Annotated in this window: 14 protein-coding genes; 10 read left to right on the plus strand and 4 right to left on the minus strand. The window is 41.8% G+C overall.

Annotated features, from left to right (window positions below):
• Nucleotides 1-1,083 precede the first annotated feature (1,083 nt).
• Both FAM09_RS23055 and FAM09_RS23060 read right to left on the minus strand, forming a co-directional pair.
• Complete coding sequence (locus tag FAM09_RS23055; protein WP_136579519.1) at nucleotides 1,084-2,967, minus strand: histidine kinase; 1,884 nt, start codon at nucleotides 2,965-2,967, stop codon at nucleotides 1,084-1,086.
• Between the two features lie 5 nt (nucleotides 2,968-2,972).
• Nucleotides 2,973-3,731 carry a LytR/AlgR family response regulator transcription factor gene (locus FAM09_RS23060; protein ID WP_136579520.1) on the minus strand — a complete coding sequence of 253 codons (759 nt, stop codon included), beginning with the start codon at nucleotides 3,729-3,731 and terminating at the stop codon, nucleotides 2,973-2,975.
• 357 nt (nucleotides 3,732-4,088) lie between these two features.
• Between FAM09_RS23060 and FAM09_RS23065 the strand changes: the two genes are divergently transcribed.
• The 10 genes from FAM09_RS23065 (at nucleotide 4,089) to FAM09_RS23110 (ending at nucleotide 16,532) form a co-directional block, all read left to right on the plus strand.
• Nucleotides 4,089-4,700, plus strand: a complete 612-nt coding sequence (locus FAM09_RS23065) for a hypothetical protein (protein WP_136579521.1) — start codon at nucleotides 4,089-4,091, stop codon at nucleotides 4,698-4,700.
• 292 nt (nucleotides 4,701-4,992) lie between these two features.
• The gene (locus FAM09_RS23070) at nucleotides 4,993-5,208 is read left to right on the plus strand and encodes a hypothetical protein (RefSeq protein ID WP_136579522.1); all 216 of its coding nucleotides are present in this window, start codon (nucleotides 4,993-4,995) and stop codon (nucleotides 5,206-5,208) included.
• A 99-nt stretch (nucleotides 5,209-5,307) separates the two neighbouring features.
• Nucleotides 5,308-5,883: an N-acetylmuramidase family protein gene (locus FAM09_RS23075; RefSeq protein WP_136579523.1), complete on the plus strand. Its 576-nt coding sequence runs from the start codon at nucleotides 5,308-5,310 to the stop codon at nucleotides 5,881-5,883.
• Nucleotides 5,884-6,002: 119 nt separating this feature from the next.
• Nucleotides 6,003-6,176 carry an HNH endonuclease gene (locus FAM09_RS31605; protein WP_394347828.1) on the plus strand — a complete coding sequence of 58 codons (174 nt, stop codon included), beginning with the start codon at nucleotides 6,003-6,005 and terminating at the stop codon, nucleotides 6,174-6,176.
• A 608-nt stretch (nucleotides 6,177-6,784) separates the two neighbouring features.
• Nucleotides 6,785-8,200: a hypothetical protein gene (locus FAM09_RS23085; RefSeq protein ID WP_136579524.1), complete on the plus strand. Its 1,416-nt coding sequence runs from the start codon at nucleotides 6,785-6,787 to the stop codon at nucleotides 8,198-8,200.
• A gap of 32 nt (nucleotides 8,201-8,232) precedes the next feature.
• Nucleotides 8,233-9,456, plus strand: coding sequence for a hypothetical protein (locus tag FAM09_RS23090; RefSeq protein ID WP_136579525.1), 1,224 nt, complete (start codon nucleotides 8,233-8,235; stop codon nucleotides 9,454-9,456).
• Nucleotides 9,457-9,467: 11 nt separating this feature from the next.
• Nucleotides 9,468-10,493 (plus strand): ComEC/Rec2 family competence protein, encoded by a 1,026-nt coding sequence (locus FAM09_RS23095; protein WP_136579526.1) that lies wholly within the window; start codon nucleotides 9,468-9,470, stop codon nucleotides 10,491-10,493.
• A 23-nt stretch (nucleotides 10,494-10,516) separates the two neighbouring features.
• A complete protein-coding gene (locus FAM09_RS23100; protein ID WP_136579527.1) occupies nucleotides 10,517-14,632 on the plus strand; it encodes a hypothetical protein in 4,116 nt (1,371 codons plus the stop codon).
• 28 nt (nucleotides 14,633-14,660) lie between these two features.
• Entirely contained in the window at nucleotides 14,661-15,683 is a 1,023-nt protein-coding gene (locus FAM09_RS23105; RefSeq protein ID WP_136579528.1) for a polyprenyl synthetase family protein, read from the plus strand.
• A 21-nt stretch (nucleotides 15,684-15,704) separates the two neighbouring features.
• Nucleotides 15,705-16,532 (plus strand): hypothetical protein, encoded by an 828-nt coding sequence (locus FAM09_RS23110; protein WP_136579529.1) that lies wholly within the window; start codon nucleotides 15,705-15,707, stop codon nucleotides 16,530-16,532.
• A 13-nt stretch (nucleotides 16,533-16,545) separates the two neighbouring features.
• Here the strand turns inward: FAM09_RS23110 and FAM09_RS23115 are convergent, their stop codons facing one another.
• Both FAM09_RS23115 and FAM09_RS23120 read right to left on the minus strand, forming a co-directional pair.
• Nucleotides 16,546-17,292, minus strand: a complete 747-nt coding sequence (locus FAM09_RS23115) for a LytR/AlgR family response regulator transcription factor (RefSeq protein ID WP_136579530.1) — start codon at nucleotides 17,290-17,292, stop codon at nucleotides 16,546-16,548.
• A complete protein-coding gene (locus FAM09_RS23120) occupies nucleotides 17,289-20,363 on the minus strand; it encodes a ligand-binding sensor domain-containing protein (protein ID WP_136579531.1) in 3,075 nt (1,024 codons plus the stop codon). Before FAM09_RS23120 ends, FAM09_RS23115 begins: the two co-directional genes overlap by 4 nt.
• Between the last annotated feature and the right edge of the window lie 416 nt (nucleotides 20,364-20,779).

The following is a 20,779-nucleotide window of genomic DNA, read 5'->3' on the forward strand; positions in this document are numbered from 1 at the left end:
GAGGAGGAATCGCCGGCCTGTAACAGCAATTGGTGACCGATCTACCGGATCACCAGCTTTTCAGTCGCCTGATCTGTAGCGGGCAGGGCAGCCCGACGATGGCAGTCCAGGAAACGATGAATATAAGGGCCGGTGACACTGGCTTTACGGTTTCACCAACAGCAGTAGGAAGAGGGCTAGGCAGGAACACAATCATCTTTTAGATGAGGTATATTTATGTGTAACTGCAAATAATCCAAAGGAAATTCGGGGTTGTCTATTGCGCTTAAGGGTGCATCCTGTTAAAAAATCAGCGGCTTAAGTTTGTGTAAATCTCTTAATTCCTCCCTTAATTGGTTTGAAGCGAATCCAATCCGGTTCACATTATTACGTTTTTAACTCAGACCCGCTTCCATAGCGGGTTTTGTTTTCCCGGAATATTATCTCCATTTAATCTATTCTGTGTAAACCAGGTTGGTTTCAATGTTTTTGCGGTTTGATTCCAATCCGGTAGCCAGATTGGAATCAAACCATTTTGTAGCTTTCTCCACAGGAAAGAGTTCCATAGGTGCCGTGCAAAAGCCATTGACGAAGCCTAATACACCAATTACATACGCAATTGTTTTGCTCAATGTGAATTATACCTCATCAATTACAGAAAATTAAAAACGGATTTCGTTTTATCGACTATTCTATATAGATCATCAATAACCAACTATGGGGCATCAGTTCGCTATTATTGTACATAGGTTTTTAACTTGTGCGCGTAAGTACAGAACTTTACCTGATAATTAAGTTACTCATGCTCCATAGTTATGAACTTATTAGTAAATGTTGTAAAGGCTTTTCCATATTTAATTATAATTGTTCCAAAGATTAGTGAGAGTGGTGCAAAGTTTAGTCAGGTTGGTCCAAATTTAGCTACCGATGAGTCATAGTAAGTTACTAATGCGGCAAAGTTAGAAACATATATTCAGAATTGTTAAAGATGTTACTTAATTGACAACATTGCGCGGAAGCTTTTAGACCCGTCCTGAAAAAATTTGAAATTTTTGATCGATTAGTAAAACTTTGCCTGTAATGTTTGTTGTGTATTTATAAATGTTAGCGTGGAACGAACGGTGTTTTATGCTTCGTTTGATAAGGAAGAATTAATTCCACGCGAACCCCGGCTTCACCAGTTGTTGCTTTTTTATCAATGATCTTCAATTGCGCAAGTGTCCTGGTTTGCCGGCTTAAAATTTCCAAACGCTCCTTATTAATAATGGTAGATAAAGACCGCTTCTGAGATTGATTGCCGGCAACCTGAAAGCCCCGGCCATTATCTTCTATAATGCAATGCAGCGCTTTATGATTCTTTTGAATACTGATGTTGATCTGCCCTTTTTCTTGTTGGCCGGTAAAACCGTGCATGATCGCGTTTTCGGTAAAAGGCTGCAACAGCATAGGCGGAATCAGAATGATTTCCTGGTCAGCTATACCTTCTACTTCAATACGGTATTCAAATTGATTAGCGAATAACGATTGCTGCAGCATTAAATAACTGGCAAGGGCATCGAGTTCATTTTTGAGCGGTACAAATGGTTGCCGGGCATTTTCAAGGCTCAGCCTGAAGAGCTGCACTAATCGCTCTGCAAATTCAACGGAAACTTCGGTAGTTCCCTTCCGGATCAACTTCTGTAACTCAAACACGGAATTGTATAAAAAGTGAGAGTCGATCTGGCCTCTTAATAATTGTTGTCGCAGGCTTTCTTCCCTGATATTCATTTTTAATTGTTTCCGCCTCCACATCCAAAAAACAAATATGCCAAGGATGGCTACGCCGCTGCTTATTCGAATAATGGCTCTCATTTGCCGTTCCCTGGTCATTTCGCTTTCCTGGTTGCTTAGGGCCAGCGATATGATCTCGTTGTCTTTTTCCAAAAGGCTGTATTTGGCTTCCAACTCCCTGGCCCGGCCAATCGCCGAGGAATCGACTTCTCTTTTAAAATATCTAAAAGCGGAAGCCATGGCGGCGTTGGCCAGCGAATATTTTTTTTGAAGCGCCCAATTGTCCGCTTTGGCCCTCCAGATCTTACTTGTAAGCGCCCAGTTTTTTTCATGAGAAACATAGCTCAGAGCCGTGTCCAACAAATTTTCATCCTTTTTATATTGCCCAAGCTTTCGGTAGGTGGCTGCTATATTGAAATAAGATTCGGCATTCACTTCGCCCAACCCGCGGCTGATCTGCATGCCCTTCAACTGATAGCCAAGGCCCTCTTTACAATTACCTTTTTTCGAAAGAAGTGTTCCCAGGGTTTCATACCGTACGGCGTCATAATAAGGATTGCTGAAACTACTGTCCTTCATCAACGCCTGAAAAAAAATAAGCGCAGAATCTATTTGGTCAACCCGCTCATACCAGGCTGCAATATTAGCGGCAAAAACTGTTTTATGCTTGGGGCTCGTGCTGCGTTTGAATCCTTCGAACAAATATTTTTTTTGCATCTCCAGGTCGCCGATCTTTTCATAAATATCATACAGCTTCAGGCAAATGAACGGAAGACCGGGCGTATCGATCCTTTCAGCCATAGAATAGGCTTCCCGGGCATAACCCAAGGCGCTGTCGAGTAATCTGATGTCAGTAAGTACAGCAGCCTTTTGAATTTTACCAGCCAGGATCTGTCTTTCGGTTGTATCTTTTTCTATGGCCAATTTTAAAGCCTTATTTGCATACTGCCGGGCTAAAGCGGGCTTGCTTTCGATTTGGTACACTACGGCCATACAGCGAAGCCAGGAACACATTTCTACATAGTTATCCCTTTGTTCAATGAGGGGCAGAATGCTGTCTAATTTTCTTTTGGCGGCTTTGGCTTCCCGGTTTTGTAATAAGGGATTGATGTTGTTTTTTAAAAAGGCCATAAAATGACCCGAGGCAGGTTGCTGCTTCTTCTTACCATTGGTATTACAGGCCATACAAATGATGGCCAGAAGGAAGATCCGGTACATAGCGGCTATAGCTTTTTTAAATATTGATCAACAATTTCTTTTTTCCGTTCCGACACTGGAATTTGTGTTCCATCTTTTAAGTAGATTATACCCCCTTTCGGGTGGTAACGATCAATATAAAATTCATTCAGCAGGTAAGACTGGTGGGTACGCAGAAAGAATGTTTCGGATAATAGTTCGTCATATTCCTTAAGGGGTTTGCTGGTAACCACTTTGTTTCCGGCATTTAAGAAAACAGTAGTATACTTATTATCAGCTTCAAAGTAAGTGATCTCTTTTAACTTCACGATCTTCACAAAATCCTGGGACCGCAGTGCAATGTGATCCTGCACCTTTTTTTTCCTGAAACTGTGCAGGGTGATGGCAATTTGCTCCCGTAGCAGCGGTTGAGCGTTGATTACTCTTTGTAACGCCTCCATTAATTCCAGCTCGTTGAAAGGCTTTAGTAAGTAATCGATGGCGCCGTACCGAAAGGCCTGGATAGCATACTGCGAGTGGGCCGTCAGGAATATGACCTTAACCTTTTCGGTTATCTGTTCGAGTATGTCAAAACCGGTCCCATCCGGAAGTCCGATATCGAGTAACAAAAGGTCTGGTTTTGTGTTATGGATCAGTGCAATGGCATCACTAACGGTACTGCAGGCACCAACAATGATAAAGTCTGGTTGCTGCTGGAAAAACTCTTCTAAATCCTGACGGATGGAAATCATGTCTTCAACTATAATCACTCTCAGGGGAGCGGTCAGGGGAGTAGTCAGGTTCATGGGTTGGTTTAGGTTAATTTAGGGTTATTAAATTTAATATTATTTAAAGTTATTGTTTGCGTAAATGGGTAACGGCGCTTACTTATTGATTTTAATCAATGCTTTTTGTGACGTGTACTAAAAACGAAAAGCATGCCTCATGTAATTATTTTTTTGCGAATTCTCTCTAAAATCATACGAATACTACAAACCCACCAGCGAATTCTCCAACGCTCACTTTTTGTTTGCATCCTCATTTATTTTTGACTTACAACAACGGCAGCAATAAACTCCGTTGTAATTATTGGCCAATACAATGGGTTTCAGGTTCTGATCTTAGAGCGGGTATTTTATTTTTTAACATTAAAATCTTAGCAAATGCAAAACGTAATATTAAGTACGTACAAGATCCTGCGCGATAGCGACACCATAACTCAGGGTTATCGTGTAGTGGAAAAAATGGAAAACAATCCAATCTTTTCTGATCCGCCTCCAGCTCTTGCTGAAACCAAAAAGCTGTTACCGGAATTGCAATCCGCAGTAGGCAATGCCAAAGGCCGAGACGTTGAAGCAGTTGCGCTTAAAAACAAATTGAAAGCGGAAGTGATCGCCTTACTAACCGTGTTGGCAGAATATGTAACCGTTATGTGTAAAGGCGACCGGCTGAATTTGTTAAGCAGCGGTTTTCCTATCTCAGGTGCAAGCAGCACGCAGATTGATCAGATAATTTCACCACTGGAAGTTGAAATAGGAGCTCCCGGTGTGGCTTCCACAAGCTTAAAGCGGTTGCGCGGGGCAAGAGTATATATGCACCAGTACACTGCCGAGCCTCCTGCTTTAGAAACAGTTTGGCATAGTGAAGTAAGCAAGTTTTCCGTACACACTTTTAACGGGCTTACTTCCATGGCAAAATACTGGTTTCGGGTTGTAGCCATAAGTGCTGCAGGTGAAAAGCTCACTACTCAGGTAGTTGAACGGGTTATTCAATAACCCGGTAGTGGTTTTGCGGCAACCATGAAGGGCTTACTTCCTGTAAGGGAACGCCCCGACAAGCCGGGGCCACTAAACCGAAGCTGCATTCATCCGTTGCCAAACCACCTTATCCTATGCGCTTGTTTGCTCAAGGCAGGTATGTATATACCAGGAAGCTTCCATGCCGCCCCGCGGCAAACCTTATTGGCCCAGGCCCTGTGCGCAGGGGCCACGGCCCATAAGTTGCGAAATAGGGTTATAGTCTGGTTAGTAGAAGGACCATTATTTGTTAACCAGTCAATTTTTCAATATGAACACTATCATCAACCGGATGCAGGATTCCACCCCGAAGTTTTTCAAAATACTTCGAACCATCGGTGTGTCGCTGGTAGCAGTAAGCGCTGCCGTCTTTGCCTCTCCTGCGCATTTGCCAAATATCGTTACCGACATTGCAGGATACCTCGCTGTGGCCGGTAGCGTAATGGGCGCTGTAAGCCAAACAGCGGTGCTCAATGAAGAGGAATAGTGCGTGCGGTTAGTAAAGTAAAGAGTCCTGACGGTACTGTCAGGGCTCTTTTTAAAATCTTTTATTAATACTGCAGGTAAACATAAAACGACAAAAACAATGGGAATAGATACAGGTAAATTACTAACCAATGCTCAAATCAATGATTTGGCTGTTAACAACGGTTATGAATACCGGGTTTTGAAATCAATTATCCAGGTTGAAAGCGGTCAGCATGGATTCCACCCGGTTACCGGAAAAATTATTATACAGTTTGAACCGTCATGGTTTAAGCGGCTTTATAAAGGCTGGGCGGGAGAAACCAGGCATATAACCTGGCAAAGCAATAAAGTAGGCAACCAGAATGCCGAGTGGAAAGCCTTTAACAGTGCGTTTGCAGTAAATGCTGATGCCGCTATGAAAAGTACATCGATCGGCATGATGCAGCTAATGGGCTTTCACTACGCCGAAACAGGATTTAAAAAGGTGGGCGATATGTGGGATTTCGCAAAAGAAAGTGAATATAATCAGGTATTACTTGCCATTAAATGGATCAAAACAGTGCGCTCTCTCGACTTAGCCATCAAAAACAAAGACTGGCAGAAAATAGCATATTACTATAACGGAGCAAATTACCGGTCTTTTCGTTACGACACCCGGCTGTTTTCGGCCTACAGGCTTACAGGAGATTATTAATGGAGCAGGTTGGGTTGTGAGCAGATCCAGGGCTTGCCAAAACATTCTGGTAAATCAGATGGCTTCAAAATGCAATTTATTTCAGGGACAAGGGCCGGTGCTCATTTTGCTGGACGGACATAAGCAAACTAGTAAATCTTGACGCAAAATATAATTTTGATCATATTGTTCCTCTTGATTTGTTCGGAGTTAATGATCCAACGAATATCCAATTAGTGTGTAAAGATTGCAACTTAAAGAAATTAAACAGGAACACGGACGTCGGGAAAAAATATCAAGAGTGGTTTATATAATCGAGTATAGCATCCAGAGATTCGTTCAATGAAATCGTTTCAAAGAAACCATATTAAATATAATCGACTATTTGCAACTATTTATACCCCATTTTACGGATTATCAACGGCTTAATCTTTAGTAAAGTTTTTAATTCTTCCCGCAACTGGTTTGAATAAACTCCAATCCGGATCACAAAGAAGCTTCACAGAAACGTGGAGCTTTTTTTTGCCCGTAGCTCAATTGAATAGAGCATCCCGACTCGCGGAGTCGGGATGGTTTCAGGTTTGAATCCTGACGGATGGGAAAGTAATCACCGGTCTGCATGACTATAAGTTGCAGTTGCCGGTAATATCTTTCCAATGCTGCTTCTTCCTGCGTGTACTGGCATAAAATGCGCAAGACTCCCGTTATCTTTAGCTATCTCCAAAATTGTCTTTTGTGCTACTTTACCCCGATCAATGCCAATACCTCCGTTATAGTAGAAAATATCCCTTCACCGGCATGCATTTAAAATCCAACGGTTATCTATACAGTACCATTTGTTAACCTGGGTTAGCCAACTGTTAACTTATACCAATAACCGTAAAATGCTTTCCTAAATTGCTTCCAATCTAAATATAAAACTATGCTCCAAAGTACCGATGAGGTAATCCTTAGAATGGCCTGGAAGCGATTGTGGACGCCTGATACCCTGTATTACCTGCCCAATGTAATGGCCAATGGCGTGCAAAGCGGTAGTTTCACAATTCCTCCACTCGAAGGTTCGCCAATAGACAAGCTTGGCCCTATTCAGCTTTTTAAAAATGATGTACTGGGTTATATCTCCCTAATCATGGAAAATAGCAGGATCAACGGCTTACCCTCTATTGCTGACCGTGGTTTAACATATGATGATTCAACACACACTTTAACCCTTTCTGTTGCATTTGACCAACTTTTATACAGGGGAAATTATGAAGTAGATTCAGGTGGTGTAACAGGGTGTGCCATAGCAGCTGCCAATAATATTTTAAATATGTTCAACAGCGTCAATTTTGGCAACAACGATGATAATATTGACCTGGCTTACCAGTACCGCGATACCTTATCAAAACCTGATAATCCGAATGGCAATGTTCTGGTTGATATATTCTATAACCAGAACAATACTTTGAACACGATTGTGATGGCAGAAAATGCAGAAATTAACGGACAGCCAAATCCTGCCAATGGTTTTTTTCAGGATCGATGGCTACACGAGAAAACCGGTGATAAGGATACCTCCTTTTTTATGAAACAAACCTCCGAAGCTGCCAACAACCCTGATAATCAGGGTACCGGTTTCAACGATGATGATTATAATGGCCATGGCTTTTATATGACATATGCACTTACCGTCGAAGCATTGGAACTGATAAAGCTGGGCGATCCGAGAGGCCAGGAACTTTATGATGCTTTATATAATAGTCCGTCAGCGGATGTAAAAAGCAAGGCGGGTTCCGATAGTTCCATTATGGACGAAGCAGAAGCTTATTATGGCGATAGTATTAATAATTTCATGGAATACGTACAAAAGGGTGGATCTGTGAGTCTTTCCGGTGAAGAAAGAGATGCTTCGATTAAACATAAAGCCGGCTTGCGTGAACAGGCTAAAGCAAAAGTAGAAAGAGACTACCAGGATTGGATTGCCAATAACCGGTACGAAGAATATAATAAAAAATCAACCCAATTTGCTTCAGTAAACGACGTCGTTCAGGTAACAGGATATTTCTCAGATACGTTTGATTCTCCCGCTGTTACTATAACAGCTACAGTAAAAACCGTGGATGGTAACCTGGTGGTGACCATAAACGAAATTGATGCAGACATACCTCAATTGCATGTTATTCTGTATCCGGATATCGCCTCGGATCTTAATACAGAAGTACAAAATATGGTGGCGAATGCTTCCTTTTTAATCAATCTTTTAAAAAACAATATTGAGGGTGGCTTGAATAGCGATGATGTTAAAAATTATCTGAGCGACCGGTTTAATCAGGCCATTGAGGAGATATTCGGTTAAATCCATCTCACCGGCTTTTAAAATTATTCAATATGAGTTTTGATATCGCAGTTGGCGTAAACCAACGCCAGTTGAATCAATGCAGCCAGGACCTTGTTGCATCTGTTCCCGGATTATTTTCCGGTTCTGGGTCCGACCCCTCATACCCGGGCATCAGCATGACCTGGAATACTATTGAGGCGCCTGTATTTAATTTATCGCCGGCTGGTTTCACCATCGGGCCTAAACAGGAAATTGTAAAAACCGGAATGCAGTTTTTTACTGACCAGCTTGCGCCCTTTGATGTTAATTTTTCCAACCTTCAGATCATTTTGGAACAAAAAGATGGTGATAAAATACAGTTAAATATAAACGTTACACTTAGTTGCTTCCTGTATGTCCTGGATAATAAATTAAACCTGGGAATTGATCATGCCAGTTATGAACACCTGCCCGATCCCATGGAAAACATTTTTGTAAGCAAGTATGTAATGCCGCAATTGCTTGATGTTGCGGCAGAAACGCTTGCAGGATTAAGCATTCCATCGCCTGATTTAGCAGGAATAACACTTTCTCCGATCGTGGCCACAATAGAAGGCGGGTCTATCATTGCCATAACAAACCTTTGGAGTAATGGTCCCGCTGCTATCCCTGAAGCTTTTCCATGGCCTGAAGATGACTTTTTTGCTTTACTAAGTAATAAGGCTTTACAGGCAGTAACGAATATAGAAGTTGGTACAAAAAATATTTCTGGCAGTGGTAGTGTGGGTACCGATGTGGGAGGTGCAAGTTATAGTTATTCTATTAATATCCTAAATCCGGTTGTTAATATAAACGGTAATGCTGTTGATATGAATTTCGGAGTTAACGGAAATGTATCGGCATCAGTTACTGTATTTTTTCTACCTATTGGAGTGAACTATGATGTGGAGGGCGGACCCGCTCCCGGGGCCACTGCGCAACTGGAACCTGTGGGAAACAGCTCTATGAATATAATAGTGCGAAGCATCAACCCATTTACTTTTCTGTTAAAGCCAACCGGTAGTATCTGGCAAAAAATATTATCGGCCATTACATGGCCTATTACCCAGTCTATTGCAGCGGTGGCTACACCAATAGCAACAACCTTTATACAGAATATCAACTTCGAAACATACCAGTTGCCTGGTTATGGGGTTAGCATCAACAATGTATCGATACAGTTCACGCCTCAAATAAACAAGGTAGATAACCGGATGGGGATGCTGTGTATTGTGGGCGCATTAAAAACAAGTTAAAAGCAATATTCATGTCATTATTTTTTATTCGCTTACGCTTTGAGTTTAAACGCAAAATTGTATTTCTTTTTCTTTTCACAGTAACCCTGGGCATTCATGCCCAAACTGTTACTGCGCTTAGTAATGGTGCACTCACTGGTCCTGAGATGAGTGTTTACTTTCTGGATGTTGGACAAGGCAATTGCCAGCTTATTAAATTGCCAAACGGCAAATTTATGCTATATGATTGCGGAACCACTTCCTCAAGTGTTGATCCCAAGGTAATAGCCGCAAAGATTACGGCAATAACCGGCGGAAATGATATTGGGACCATATTTCTTTCACATCCCGATGCCGATCACATCAGCATGATACCGGATATTAAAGAAGCAAAAAATCCGTTGTACGTTCATATAAGCGGCAATCAATCTGATTATTCCGGGATTTTGGGCACGTGGTTTAGTGGGCTGCCCTCTACTACAAATGTGGTTACCTATACTTCAAATTACTTCAACTCAAAGCCTATAACGAAAGTTGATGGCGACTCCACCGTGAATATTTATATGATTGCAGCGAACGTAGCCGGTGATGCAAACACTAAAAGTCTTGTCATTTCCATTGATTTTAATAGCTCGAATGTTATGCTTAGCGGCGATGCAACAGCCACTACTGAAAGATGGATCCTGAAAAAATGGGACTATACTTCATTGCAATCAACAATCCTTGCTTTCGGCCATCATGGTTCCAATCATTCCTCGAGCAAAAATTTTCTGCTGGCAGTAAAACCCAATATTGGAATATTTTCTGCCAGTGCCCAGCATACAGGTTACGGGCATCCCCGGTGTTCAATAGTTGATGTGGTTGAAAAATTGGTGGATTCAAATGGGAAAAGTGGTTGTACCATTCCCATGCATCAAATAGATTGCTATGTAGACAAGACGACAGGCTATGTATTTGAAGAAAATGACCTGGGTATATTCGTTACTTATGATCAGGGTAACATTCTTTTTCGTACGGATGGCCTCGACTACACAGTACTGGTTGATAAATTGAAATAAATCTCATCTCTGAAAACTGAATTATGAACCTGGATACTTTATTTGATCTCATTACCGATCCCAAATGGTATAACGGAACTTCGTTACAACTTCCATGCGATGCAATTGATGGCAATGGAAGTATATATTCACTGATCAATACCTGGTGTGGTAACACATTGAGCATAACCGGCATCATTCAGCAACCAAAAAAGGTCAATAATACGGTGCCTCTTTCAGGGGTTATGAGTTTGTTAAATGTAAACAACCAGGTCGTAAACAATATAGTATTTTCCATTATAGATAAAAACGGGCAGCCTGCCAAAGAAGGTGACCCCGCCTTATTTATAGAGTTTCCACTTCCTGGAAACTGGACTTTCGCTTTATCTTTTCCCCTTCTTGCAGAAACATTTTTTTCAAATCTCAACTTTCAATCATCCGCTTTCCTGCTTAGTTCCTATGAACAGAAAGCCGGGCCTGTATATCCTGCGTTGAAACCAGGTCTTAACTTTTCATCTGCATCATTATTTACAAACGATGGAATACTTGGCAAAGTAACTTCCTTACTGGGTACAGGGCAACTCATATCTATAAGCGGCGCCATCGGTATATTGGCAGGGAATATATATAACCTGAATAGTCTGCAACCTGGTATAGATATTTCATCGCCGGTACAAAATATCCCACTGGCCAGCTTTCTAACGCTGCCGGTATCATTAGCCTGTAAGACGTTTATAATAGAGCCATCAAAAGAATTTTCGGCTGAGTTATTGCTGATTAGCCAGATAACTATTGGCACCGAACCACCTATTCAGGTTTCTGTTGATATAAGTAATTTAGGCAAAGTATTGGTTTTTGATGCAGGAACTGCAGATTTTGCACAGCATACCCTCGAACAACTGGCTGACTTTTTAAATAATGCGCCTGTTGGCGAAGAACTCAAAAAGTATGTAAAAGATCTAAGTAAGTATGTTACCCTTAAAGGAATCCGCATTTACCTCACAACATCCTTGATCAACAAAAATTTATCCCAGGCCTTCAGTGCGGTGGCAGTTGATATTGGTACAATCAGTGAATGGGATGTGCTTCCCGGTTATTTCAACCTGGAAAAATTCGATGCGACCTTTATGGTCAATAACATCGTAACAAACCCGCAGATTACCACAATTGTAAATGGTGACGTAAAGCTGGTCGATGGTATTGAATTATTGCTCAGCGCCAGTTTTCCGGATCCTTCCTTTGATGTGCAACTTGAGCCGGATAGCACTATACAGCTTTCGCAATTGCTTAAAAAATTTTTCCCGGAAGCCTCCGGTTTCCCGGATCTGGTATGTAATGAGTTGGATGTAAGCGGTACACCCGGAGAAAACATCTATGCACTTTCGGCCGGTTTTACAGGCGACTGGAAGATCAACTCAGGGATTCGCGAAATAAAATTAGTACAGGCTGTACTTACACTTAATTACGATGAAAGCAACAGCCCCTCTACCAGCGGTTCAATTGATGCAAGGGCTCAATTTATAACCGACAGCAAAAGTGAAAGTATTAACGAGTTTGATGTAACCTGGGCTATACCAGGCAATTTTCAGCTCCAGGGCAATTTTCCTGATATAGATCTTACAAAACTGGCAGTGGAAATTGTTAATGAAGCTGATCTTTCATTACCGGCTGATTTTCCGCAACTGAATCTCAAAAATTGCCAGGTTACATTTGCAGTACTAAATCCGCAGGGAGGCAATCAACCCCAGGGAACTGAATATGATTTTTCATTAACCGCTGAAGTTGATATTGATAATACATCGTTGGGACTTGTTTTTGAAATTCAGAAGAATGATTTAGGATGGGGATGCATAACCGGTATCTGGACCTCGAACTGGCAATGGTCTCCGGCACAACAATGGCCTTCTGTTTTTGGAGATATCCTCGAAGGCATAGCATTTTCTAAAACCGGTCTTATAATATCATCGATTGTTAACCCTTCTGTTACATTAAAAAATCCACCATCTCCCATACCTGCTACAATAGGCAAAGGCGTTACTTTTTTTACCAGCATTGATTTCGGTGGATCTGCATTAAAGGTGCTGCATAAATTTTTCCCCGATGCAAATGGTATTAGTTTTTACGCTTACCTCGCTATACCGCTAAGTAATTCTGAATTTATCGGCCAGATCGGTACGCCTTCTGCAACACAAAAATACTCGTTCGACGGCCTTCTGTTCATTATCTCACCAGCTAATAAATCTTTTTCTTTACAAACAGGCGTTACCTTTTCCTTTACAGAGATCGCGGGGCCGAATAAAGGCAATACAGTTAAACTTGACTTTGTTGGTGGCGGTACGTTGAACCTGGAAGGTGAATTCGATTTGTATTTCGTGTTGCGGGCAGATGTGGAAATGCAAAACGTAGAAATGGTAAAGCGTTTGCAGCAGTATACCAACGCTAAATTGGCAAAACAGCTGAATTTGGCTAGAGACTCTGGTCCGGGATGGAAGGATCCTTTAGGGCTGCAGGGAATTACCATTGAAGATTTCTGGGGTGAAGTTGGTGTATCGGCAGAAGGTGAATTGTTCTTTGGGTTTGGAGGCAATGTTGGTATTGGCGAAACCGATCCGGTAGAGTTGGAAATGGACCTTGTTGGAGGTGTATTGGATGGCGGAGTGCCTGAGCTTAATGCCTTTGTTTTTAAGCTGATTGAAACTGATAAAACAAAGGCGATTCAACTTACCAGCCTCATACAGGAGTTTACTACCCTGAATGTAAGCTGGGTACCTGTACTGAATGGCATCAGCTTTAAAGAGTTTCAGTTATACATAGTGCTTGATCCAAACGGATGGATAAACCCGGCAACCCACACCCTTTATAACATGGGTTTTTATTCAAGCGGCGACATCATTTTTTATGGGTTTGAAGCTGTTTTCGATATAGAAATCTATTTTAACACCGGTATCAAAGCTTCGGGCTATGTAAATAAGCCGCTTTCACTGGCCGGCGGCCTGGTTACACTTTCTAATGCGCAAGCCGATAAAGGGCCTTACGGATTAATAGATACAACAGCCATAAACAGCCCCGACCCGGATAAGCCTTACCTGATTCTTTCCGGTTCCATAACTGTTCTTGGAATTAGTGATACCCTGTATGCCTATATAAAAGAAGGTTCATTTTATATAGATATGACATTACATCAATACATTTTCACTGAGCATTTAATTTGCAGCCTTCATTATTCCGGTAGTTCATTCAGCTTCTTTGGCTCTGTAGGAGGTAGTATTGGTTTGCATGTAAACACACCTGATGTAGTTGAGGGCGGCCTTACCATCATCCCGGCATTAAAAATTGACTTCGACCTTGACCTCACCTGTTCATTGAGTATTAACCCGGGATTCCAATTTAACGTAAGTGGTTCCTTTTCTTTTGGTACACTAACCCTAACCGTTGATTTCAACCTCATAGACATTACATCATGGAATGATCTCAAAGATGATCTCGAAGATTTTTTCGAAAAATATCCGAAAGAATTATTCCGCGATCTTTTAGATAAGATGAACGTAAAAAAATGGATTGACGCGTTGAAACAGGGATTATTTAATGTAGGGGAGGATGTTACAACTATACTTCACCAATATTACCAGGTTTCGGCCGAACTCGCAGCCGAACTGTTGAATGACCTTAACTGGGCGGCGGAAGATATTGAAGATGCTCTCGAAAATGTTTGGGGAAAATCAAAAAAGGAAGCTGAAAAAATCGTCTCGGAAATTTCAAATTTCTGTTCCGTAATTAGTTCTTATGGCTTGCTAAACTTTTCAGGATTATTAACAGTTCGCCCCGATGTGGAAATGTTGCAAAGTTTGTCAAACCTTCCCGGCGCACAGGAAATGCTTTACCGGTATTATTTGTGTCAGAATGAAATTAATGCAATTTGTTCAACAGATGCAGTGGTAAGAAAACGACTTGTGCGGATGTTGCAGGATCACCTGCCGGGCAAAAATGAAACGACGCCTGCCATTGAAGATATAATAACCCTTATGAATATTATACAAAAAAAAGGAACCAGTAAACTTCAAAATAATCTTGATTCTTTAATTACGCTTTTGCGCCGTTATCGCAAGGATACATACATAGCGTTTATGACCAAAATGCAGGTGCCGGGTTATAATGAATAAATAATTACAGACATTAAAACAATTTCCATTGATTGCCGCTTTTGATAATTACACACAAAATTTAAGCAATGCACGGGAACTGATATCCCTGGATATCGAGCGTTTTGAAATTATTTTATTTAAAACTCTGAAAACACAGCGAAAATATATCGGTGTAAATACATTGGAAGCCTATAAACGCGGAAAAAAGTTTCGCCCTATTCTTCTTATGCTGAGCGCAAGGCTTAATGGTAAAGAGGATCCCACAAAACCCCTGCCTGATAAAATTATACGGGCGGCTGTTTCGCTTGAAATGATGCATACAGGTTCTTTAATTCATGATGATATCGTTGATGGCGCTACGCTGCGCAGGGGATTACCCTCGCTAAACGCGGAGCGCGGGCATGAAGAGGCTTTGCTGATTGGAAATATGCAAATGATTGAATCAATGCGAAGCTTTGTAGGCGCTGTAAGATCGAAGAGTGATTTAAGACTTGTGCGGTATTATATGGACACCGCCTTTACGCTTTGTCGCGGTGAGATTGATGAATTAAGGCAAAAACCTTCCTGGAAAACAGCGTTTTTAAGGAAAAGGTATTTGCGTACGATCGACCGGAAAACCGGGAAGCTGATTGCCCTGGCCTGTGAAGCCGGTGCGCGACTGGTGGATGCCAGGATAAGAGAAGTGATTGCCATGGAAAAATTTGGCATGTACAGCGGAAGAGCTTTCCAGATCATGGATGATCTTAAGGATATATTTCATTCAAAGGAAGATTCAGGAAAGGAACAGTTTATTGATCTAAAAAACCGGAAGATATCCCTTCCTTATATCTATGTTCTTGAAGCATTACCTGCACAAAACCCATTAAAAAAAATTCTTTCCGGCAGAAATTATACTGAAGCCGATTTTCAAAAAGCCACAACGCTGGTGCTTCGGTCGCCGGGCATATATAAAGCATATTCTGAAGCCCGTGTATACATGATTAAGGCAATTGAGCAGTTAAAGATCTATGAAAGTAATCCTTATGCTTTATGCCTGCAGCATTTACTGGAATCGGTTATAAATAATTGAGAACCGCATAAAAATTATTATATGAAAAAGCAAACAGACGGAGACATTCTTAAATTCCTGGTAGATTATCTTTGGAAGGAGATGTCTGACCAAAGCTCAAACTTTTTTCTTCCGAAATTGCTTAGCAGCCAGGACATCAGCTATGACCCCTACATTGCAGGTGATTGGGATATGGGTGCCCTTCCGGATAGTACGAATACTGTTTGTACAATAAATTTTGAGCCCGGAACGTGTATCGGACTTCCTACCTTACAACTAAGCGATGTAGAAATTAAAGGCTTATACAATCTTCAGCCCACCCAGGGTATGCCCGAAGTGAATGACACCAATGTAAAAGCAACTTTAAATTTTTGTACACTGCCTATGGGTACGCCTTATGTTACCAGCCAATACATAACGGTAACCGGAAATTACCTGTACAGTCAGTTATGTAAGGCTGATAATGATGAACATCAATATATAACTGATGGAAGGGGAACCTTTACTACATATATTTTCGAAGCCCAGGGTTACGGGGATATGGATATTGTTCCGGACCCTAATGATCCTGATAATAAATTAATGGTGATTATGAATGAAATGAAAATGATTGTTAATTCAACCACATCACTCAATTTGTGTAATGCACCCGGGGCTCCAAAAAACTCCAACATTTGTATTTCTATACAAATGGATAGCGGTACCAGTTACAACTTCCTGGCCAACAAGGCTGCGAATTATAAAACAGTAAGCGACACCATTATAAGTAAAATCAACGAAAAACTCCAGGACCCCAAGGCATTAAAAGATATCAGTGCTATGCTTACAAAGCAAATCAACAACCTTGCAGAAAACCTTAAAGAAAATTAACGGTAGGGCTTCATCACCGTACACCCAGCCGTATCAACAGTTGCTCTCTTCTCGTTCTCGACACATTCAATTGATCGCCATTGGTCATAACAATTATATATCCATCGGCTTTGGAGTACGAGGTGATGTGTTGTATGTTCACCAGCAGCGAGTGATGGGCCCTTTCAAACAGCGCCACCGGAAGCATCTGCACGGTTTCGCCCAGCGACCGCGAAAGCAACAATTTTTTATCTTTTAAAACAATGTTGGTATAAGCTCCCTCTGCCTTGCAATACAAAATATCATTAATATAGATGAAATCGTAACCCGAACGGTTAGGGATAGCTATCCGTTGTTGTTCATGGGGTAGGCCGGCATTGTGAAGCAGATTGGCAATAGCTTTATGATCGTTTTTTTTGCCTTGCATTAAACCGGCGGCTTTGTTTACAGCTGATACCAGTTCTTCACTGGGGATAGGTTTTAACAGATAGTCTACGGCACTCACCCTGAAAGCGCGCACGGCAAACTCGTCGTGAGCGGTAGTAAAAATAATCTGAAAATTTAATTGACCTATCATTTCCAGCATTTCAAAACCACTCATGCCCGGCATTTTCACATCCAGGAAAATAAGATCGGGCGGTTGCTTTTCAATGATCGTCAGTGCTTCCCTGGCCGAGCGGCAGGTAGCTATTACAGTAACATGGGGACAGTATGTTTCTAAATCGTTCTGCAACGAGGTAAGGCAATTCGCCTCATCATCTATAATAATAGCTTTCATCATACTTCTTTTTTAAAAGAAATGGTAGCGATAGTGCCACAGGGTACACCCTGTGCGTTTATCTTATCTGTTATTGTAATGTTTGCGCCACGCTGGTACAGCACATTATACAAATGCATCCTGTTTTGTGTGAGCTGTAAACCCTGCGACGCGTGTGCATCTGCGATGGCCAATTTATTGCGCATTGATTGTTCACGCCCTATACCGTCATCATCAATTATACATAATACATGGTCTTCGCGGTCGGTTACTTTTATCGTTACTTTTCCGCCTTTTTCACGGGGCAATATGCCATGCCAGATAGCATTTTCAATAAAGGGTTGTATCAGTAATGGAGGAACCATCAGCGAATAAATGTTTGCTTCTTCTTCCACTTCAAAGTCAAAGGTTAAGCCCGGGCCAAAACGCAATGCTTCCATTTGCAGGTATAACCGGCATGTTTTTAATTCTTCTTCCAGGCTTATTTCTTTCTGGCTGTTGTGCAGCTGGTTGCGTATCAGTTTTGAAAAGGTAGTTAAGTAGGTGATGGCCTCCTGTTTTTTATCTTCCTGGATAAGCAGTTTAATAGCACTAAGACAATTGAAAATAAAATGAGGATTCATTTGTGCGCGCAGGGCGCCGGCCTCCAGTTCCATTAATTCCCGTTCAACTCGCAATTGCTGTTTTTCTTTTTTACGGATACTTTTAATTCTGCTGTAAATAATAAGAAAAACAAGCAGGGCTGATAATATAACTACTGATGTTAAAAACCAGGCTGTTTTCCATAAAGGAGGTATGATCACCAGTCGCATCTTTTTAACATGCGAACTCCATTTGCCCGACGTATTGGTGGCATTAATTTGTAATTCATAACTGCCCTGCGGCACATTGGTATAGGTGGCGGTATTACCCGATTGGGCATATACCCATTTTTCATCGATGCCTGTCAGGCGGTAGCGGTATTGCAGCTTGCCGGGTATGTTATATTCAAGGGCAGCAAAACTAAACGACAAAAAGTTTTTATGCCAGGGCAGGGTAATCTGCGACAGGCTGTTGACTGATTGTGAAAAAGGTGAACCGGGCTGTCCGTAATCTGCGTGTTCATTATTGATGCTTAAACCGGTAAGTACCACGTGGGGTTCAAATTCATCTGCATTAATAGCCAGCGGATCGAATGCGGTATAGCTTCCTACACCGCCAAAAGCGATCATGCCATTGGGCAGTTGTAAAAATTGGTACCGGTTAAATTCATCATTCAACAAACCATCTTTCGTGGTAAAGCTGCGTACTTCTGCTGTGCGTGGATTAAATGAGAATATGCCCTTATTACTGCTGCACCAGAATATGCCCCTGCTATCGGGCACTATGGCATATACGGTATTGTTGGGCAGTCCATCTTTCGTAGTAAAGCAACGGGCACGGTTGGTGGTTTTATCGAACCTGATAAGTCCTCCACCCAATGATGCTATCCACATAATGGTGCTGTCATCAGGATCGTTCTCCATATCCAGCAACTGACCCGAAGGCAATTGACCCGGCACATCGTTCTGTTCAAAGTGCTGCAGTTTTTGGGTAGTCATATCATATCTGAATAAGCCGTGGCTCATAGATGTTATCCAGAAAATATTTTCACCATCTATCAGCAGATCGTTGAACCCGCTAAGTGGGTATAACGATGGATAAACGGACACTGTTCTGGTATTGATATTAAAGTGAACCGGTCTGAAGCGGGAATCAATACCCCACAGCATCCCTTTTTTGCTAAAGGCGAGCCCGGGAATACCGGTATGCCTGGGTGCCGTTGCGGAAGCATAGTTAAAAACCATGGTGTTCATCCGGCCTTTATACAGGTAACAAAGCTTTGAAGTAAAAGCCGTATCTCCACCGGATACCGAAAACCATATGGCGCCATCTTTTGCAGTTGCATGCCGTATCATGAAATTGTCTGCTGTGTTTATAAAAGCAGATTGCATGTTGCCGGCAGGTACCATAGCGTATCGCTGTAATACATCCTGAAAAAAGTCGTGGTTATACGGGAATCCATTAATGTGGGGCAGGCGCAAATCGTACAATGTAATACCACTGGCGTTACCTCCCGTCCATAAAATACCCGAACAGTCAAACAGCATAGAAATCGTGTTGGGGTTACGGCCCTTTCGAGGTCGCCATACCTGTAACCGGTTGTCGGGTGAAAGCATATATATAATCCCGTTATTATCGAAGTATATATTTTCTTTATCATCCATTACCATTGGTGAGGTTAAGTATATTGTTTGCCTCGGCAATGGCATAACCGTGAACAAACGCCTGTTGGCTTTGTAAATCAGTAATCTGTCTTCGTCGGGTATAACAATGTCTCCATTGCTACGTACAATCGGCCGGTTATCTTTCCATGGTGTTCTTGCATTGAACAGGTGCGGCCGGTTAAAATGATAAGGCTTTATGTCAATGATTTGCCGGTTCGTGTTCATGGTTACGAGGGCCGTGTCGGTAACCAGCAATATATTACCTCTCATGCTTGTTATGCCGCTGATTCTGTTTTTATGCAAGTTCAGTGCTGAATCAGAAAAAAACTGCAGGCTGTTCTGCACAGGGTTATAAATAAATACCCCTCCATTTTGAGCGGGCATCCAGATATTTCCATTGCCATCTTCTGCAACAGACTGCACTACAGACCCATACCCTTTCAATTTGCGGTATATCGCTTTATAAGCAAGATGCCGGGAAAAGTGAAATAATACTTCCGTTATGGTATTCAAAATATCTATGTCGCCCGATTCATATACAATCCATAATCTGGAATGCCGGTCGATATAAAGATTGGAAATTGTATTGGCAGCGAGGCTACCGGTATCGCCCGGCAAATGATTATATAATTTGAATTGAATGCCATCGTACCGCGCCAGCCCGTCGCGCGTGCCGATCCATATAAATCCCTGCTGATCCTGTACCAGTCCGCTGATAAATGCCTGGGGAAGGCCATCTGCCACAGTTAATGTTTTAAAAGGTAGCGGTGCTATAGCCGGCGCCTGAGCTGTCATAGTACAGGGAGCTGCCAGCAACAGAACGATATAAGCGAAAACGGGTTTGAGCATGGTTCAAATGGGGTACATCAAATATAGCAAATAGGATAGCCTGGATAAAATTCAATTGTTACCTGCAGGCTACCGGTTATAAACCCGCGCATACCAACTGTTAATTTTAACTACTATTCGATAAAGGTGGTTAGTAATATTACGTTTAGGCAGATAAGATATAATAAAAAAATATATCCTTATAGGCGTATTAACAAGATAAAGGCTCGGTGTAAGTGTACGATTTTTTTCACGGGCACTGGGCATAGAGCGCATTGCTCTTTAATACCTTTTTGGTCGGTACAATTGGGCAAAAAAGAAATGATTGCGGCTCAGCTTTCCGAAAGAACAGGCGAACTTTTATGTATCGATGAAAAGGAAAGAGTGATTGTCGCCGGGAAGGCCGTGAATTTTCAAAAGGGATATTTTATTTGTAA

The sequence above is a fragment of the Niastella caeni genome (genome assembly GCF_004834005.1).
GTDB lineage: Bacteria > Bacteroidota > Bacteroidia > Chitinophagales > Chitinophagaceae > Niastella > Niastella caeni.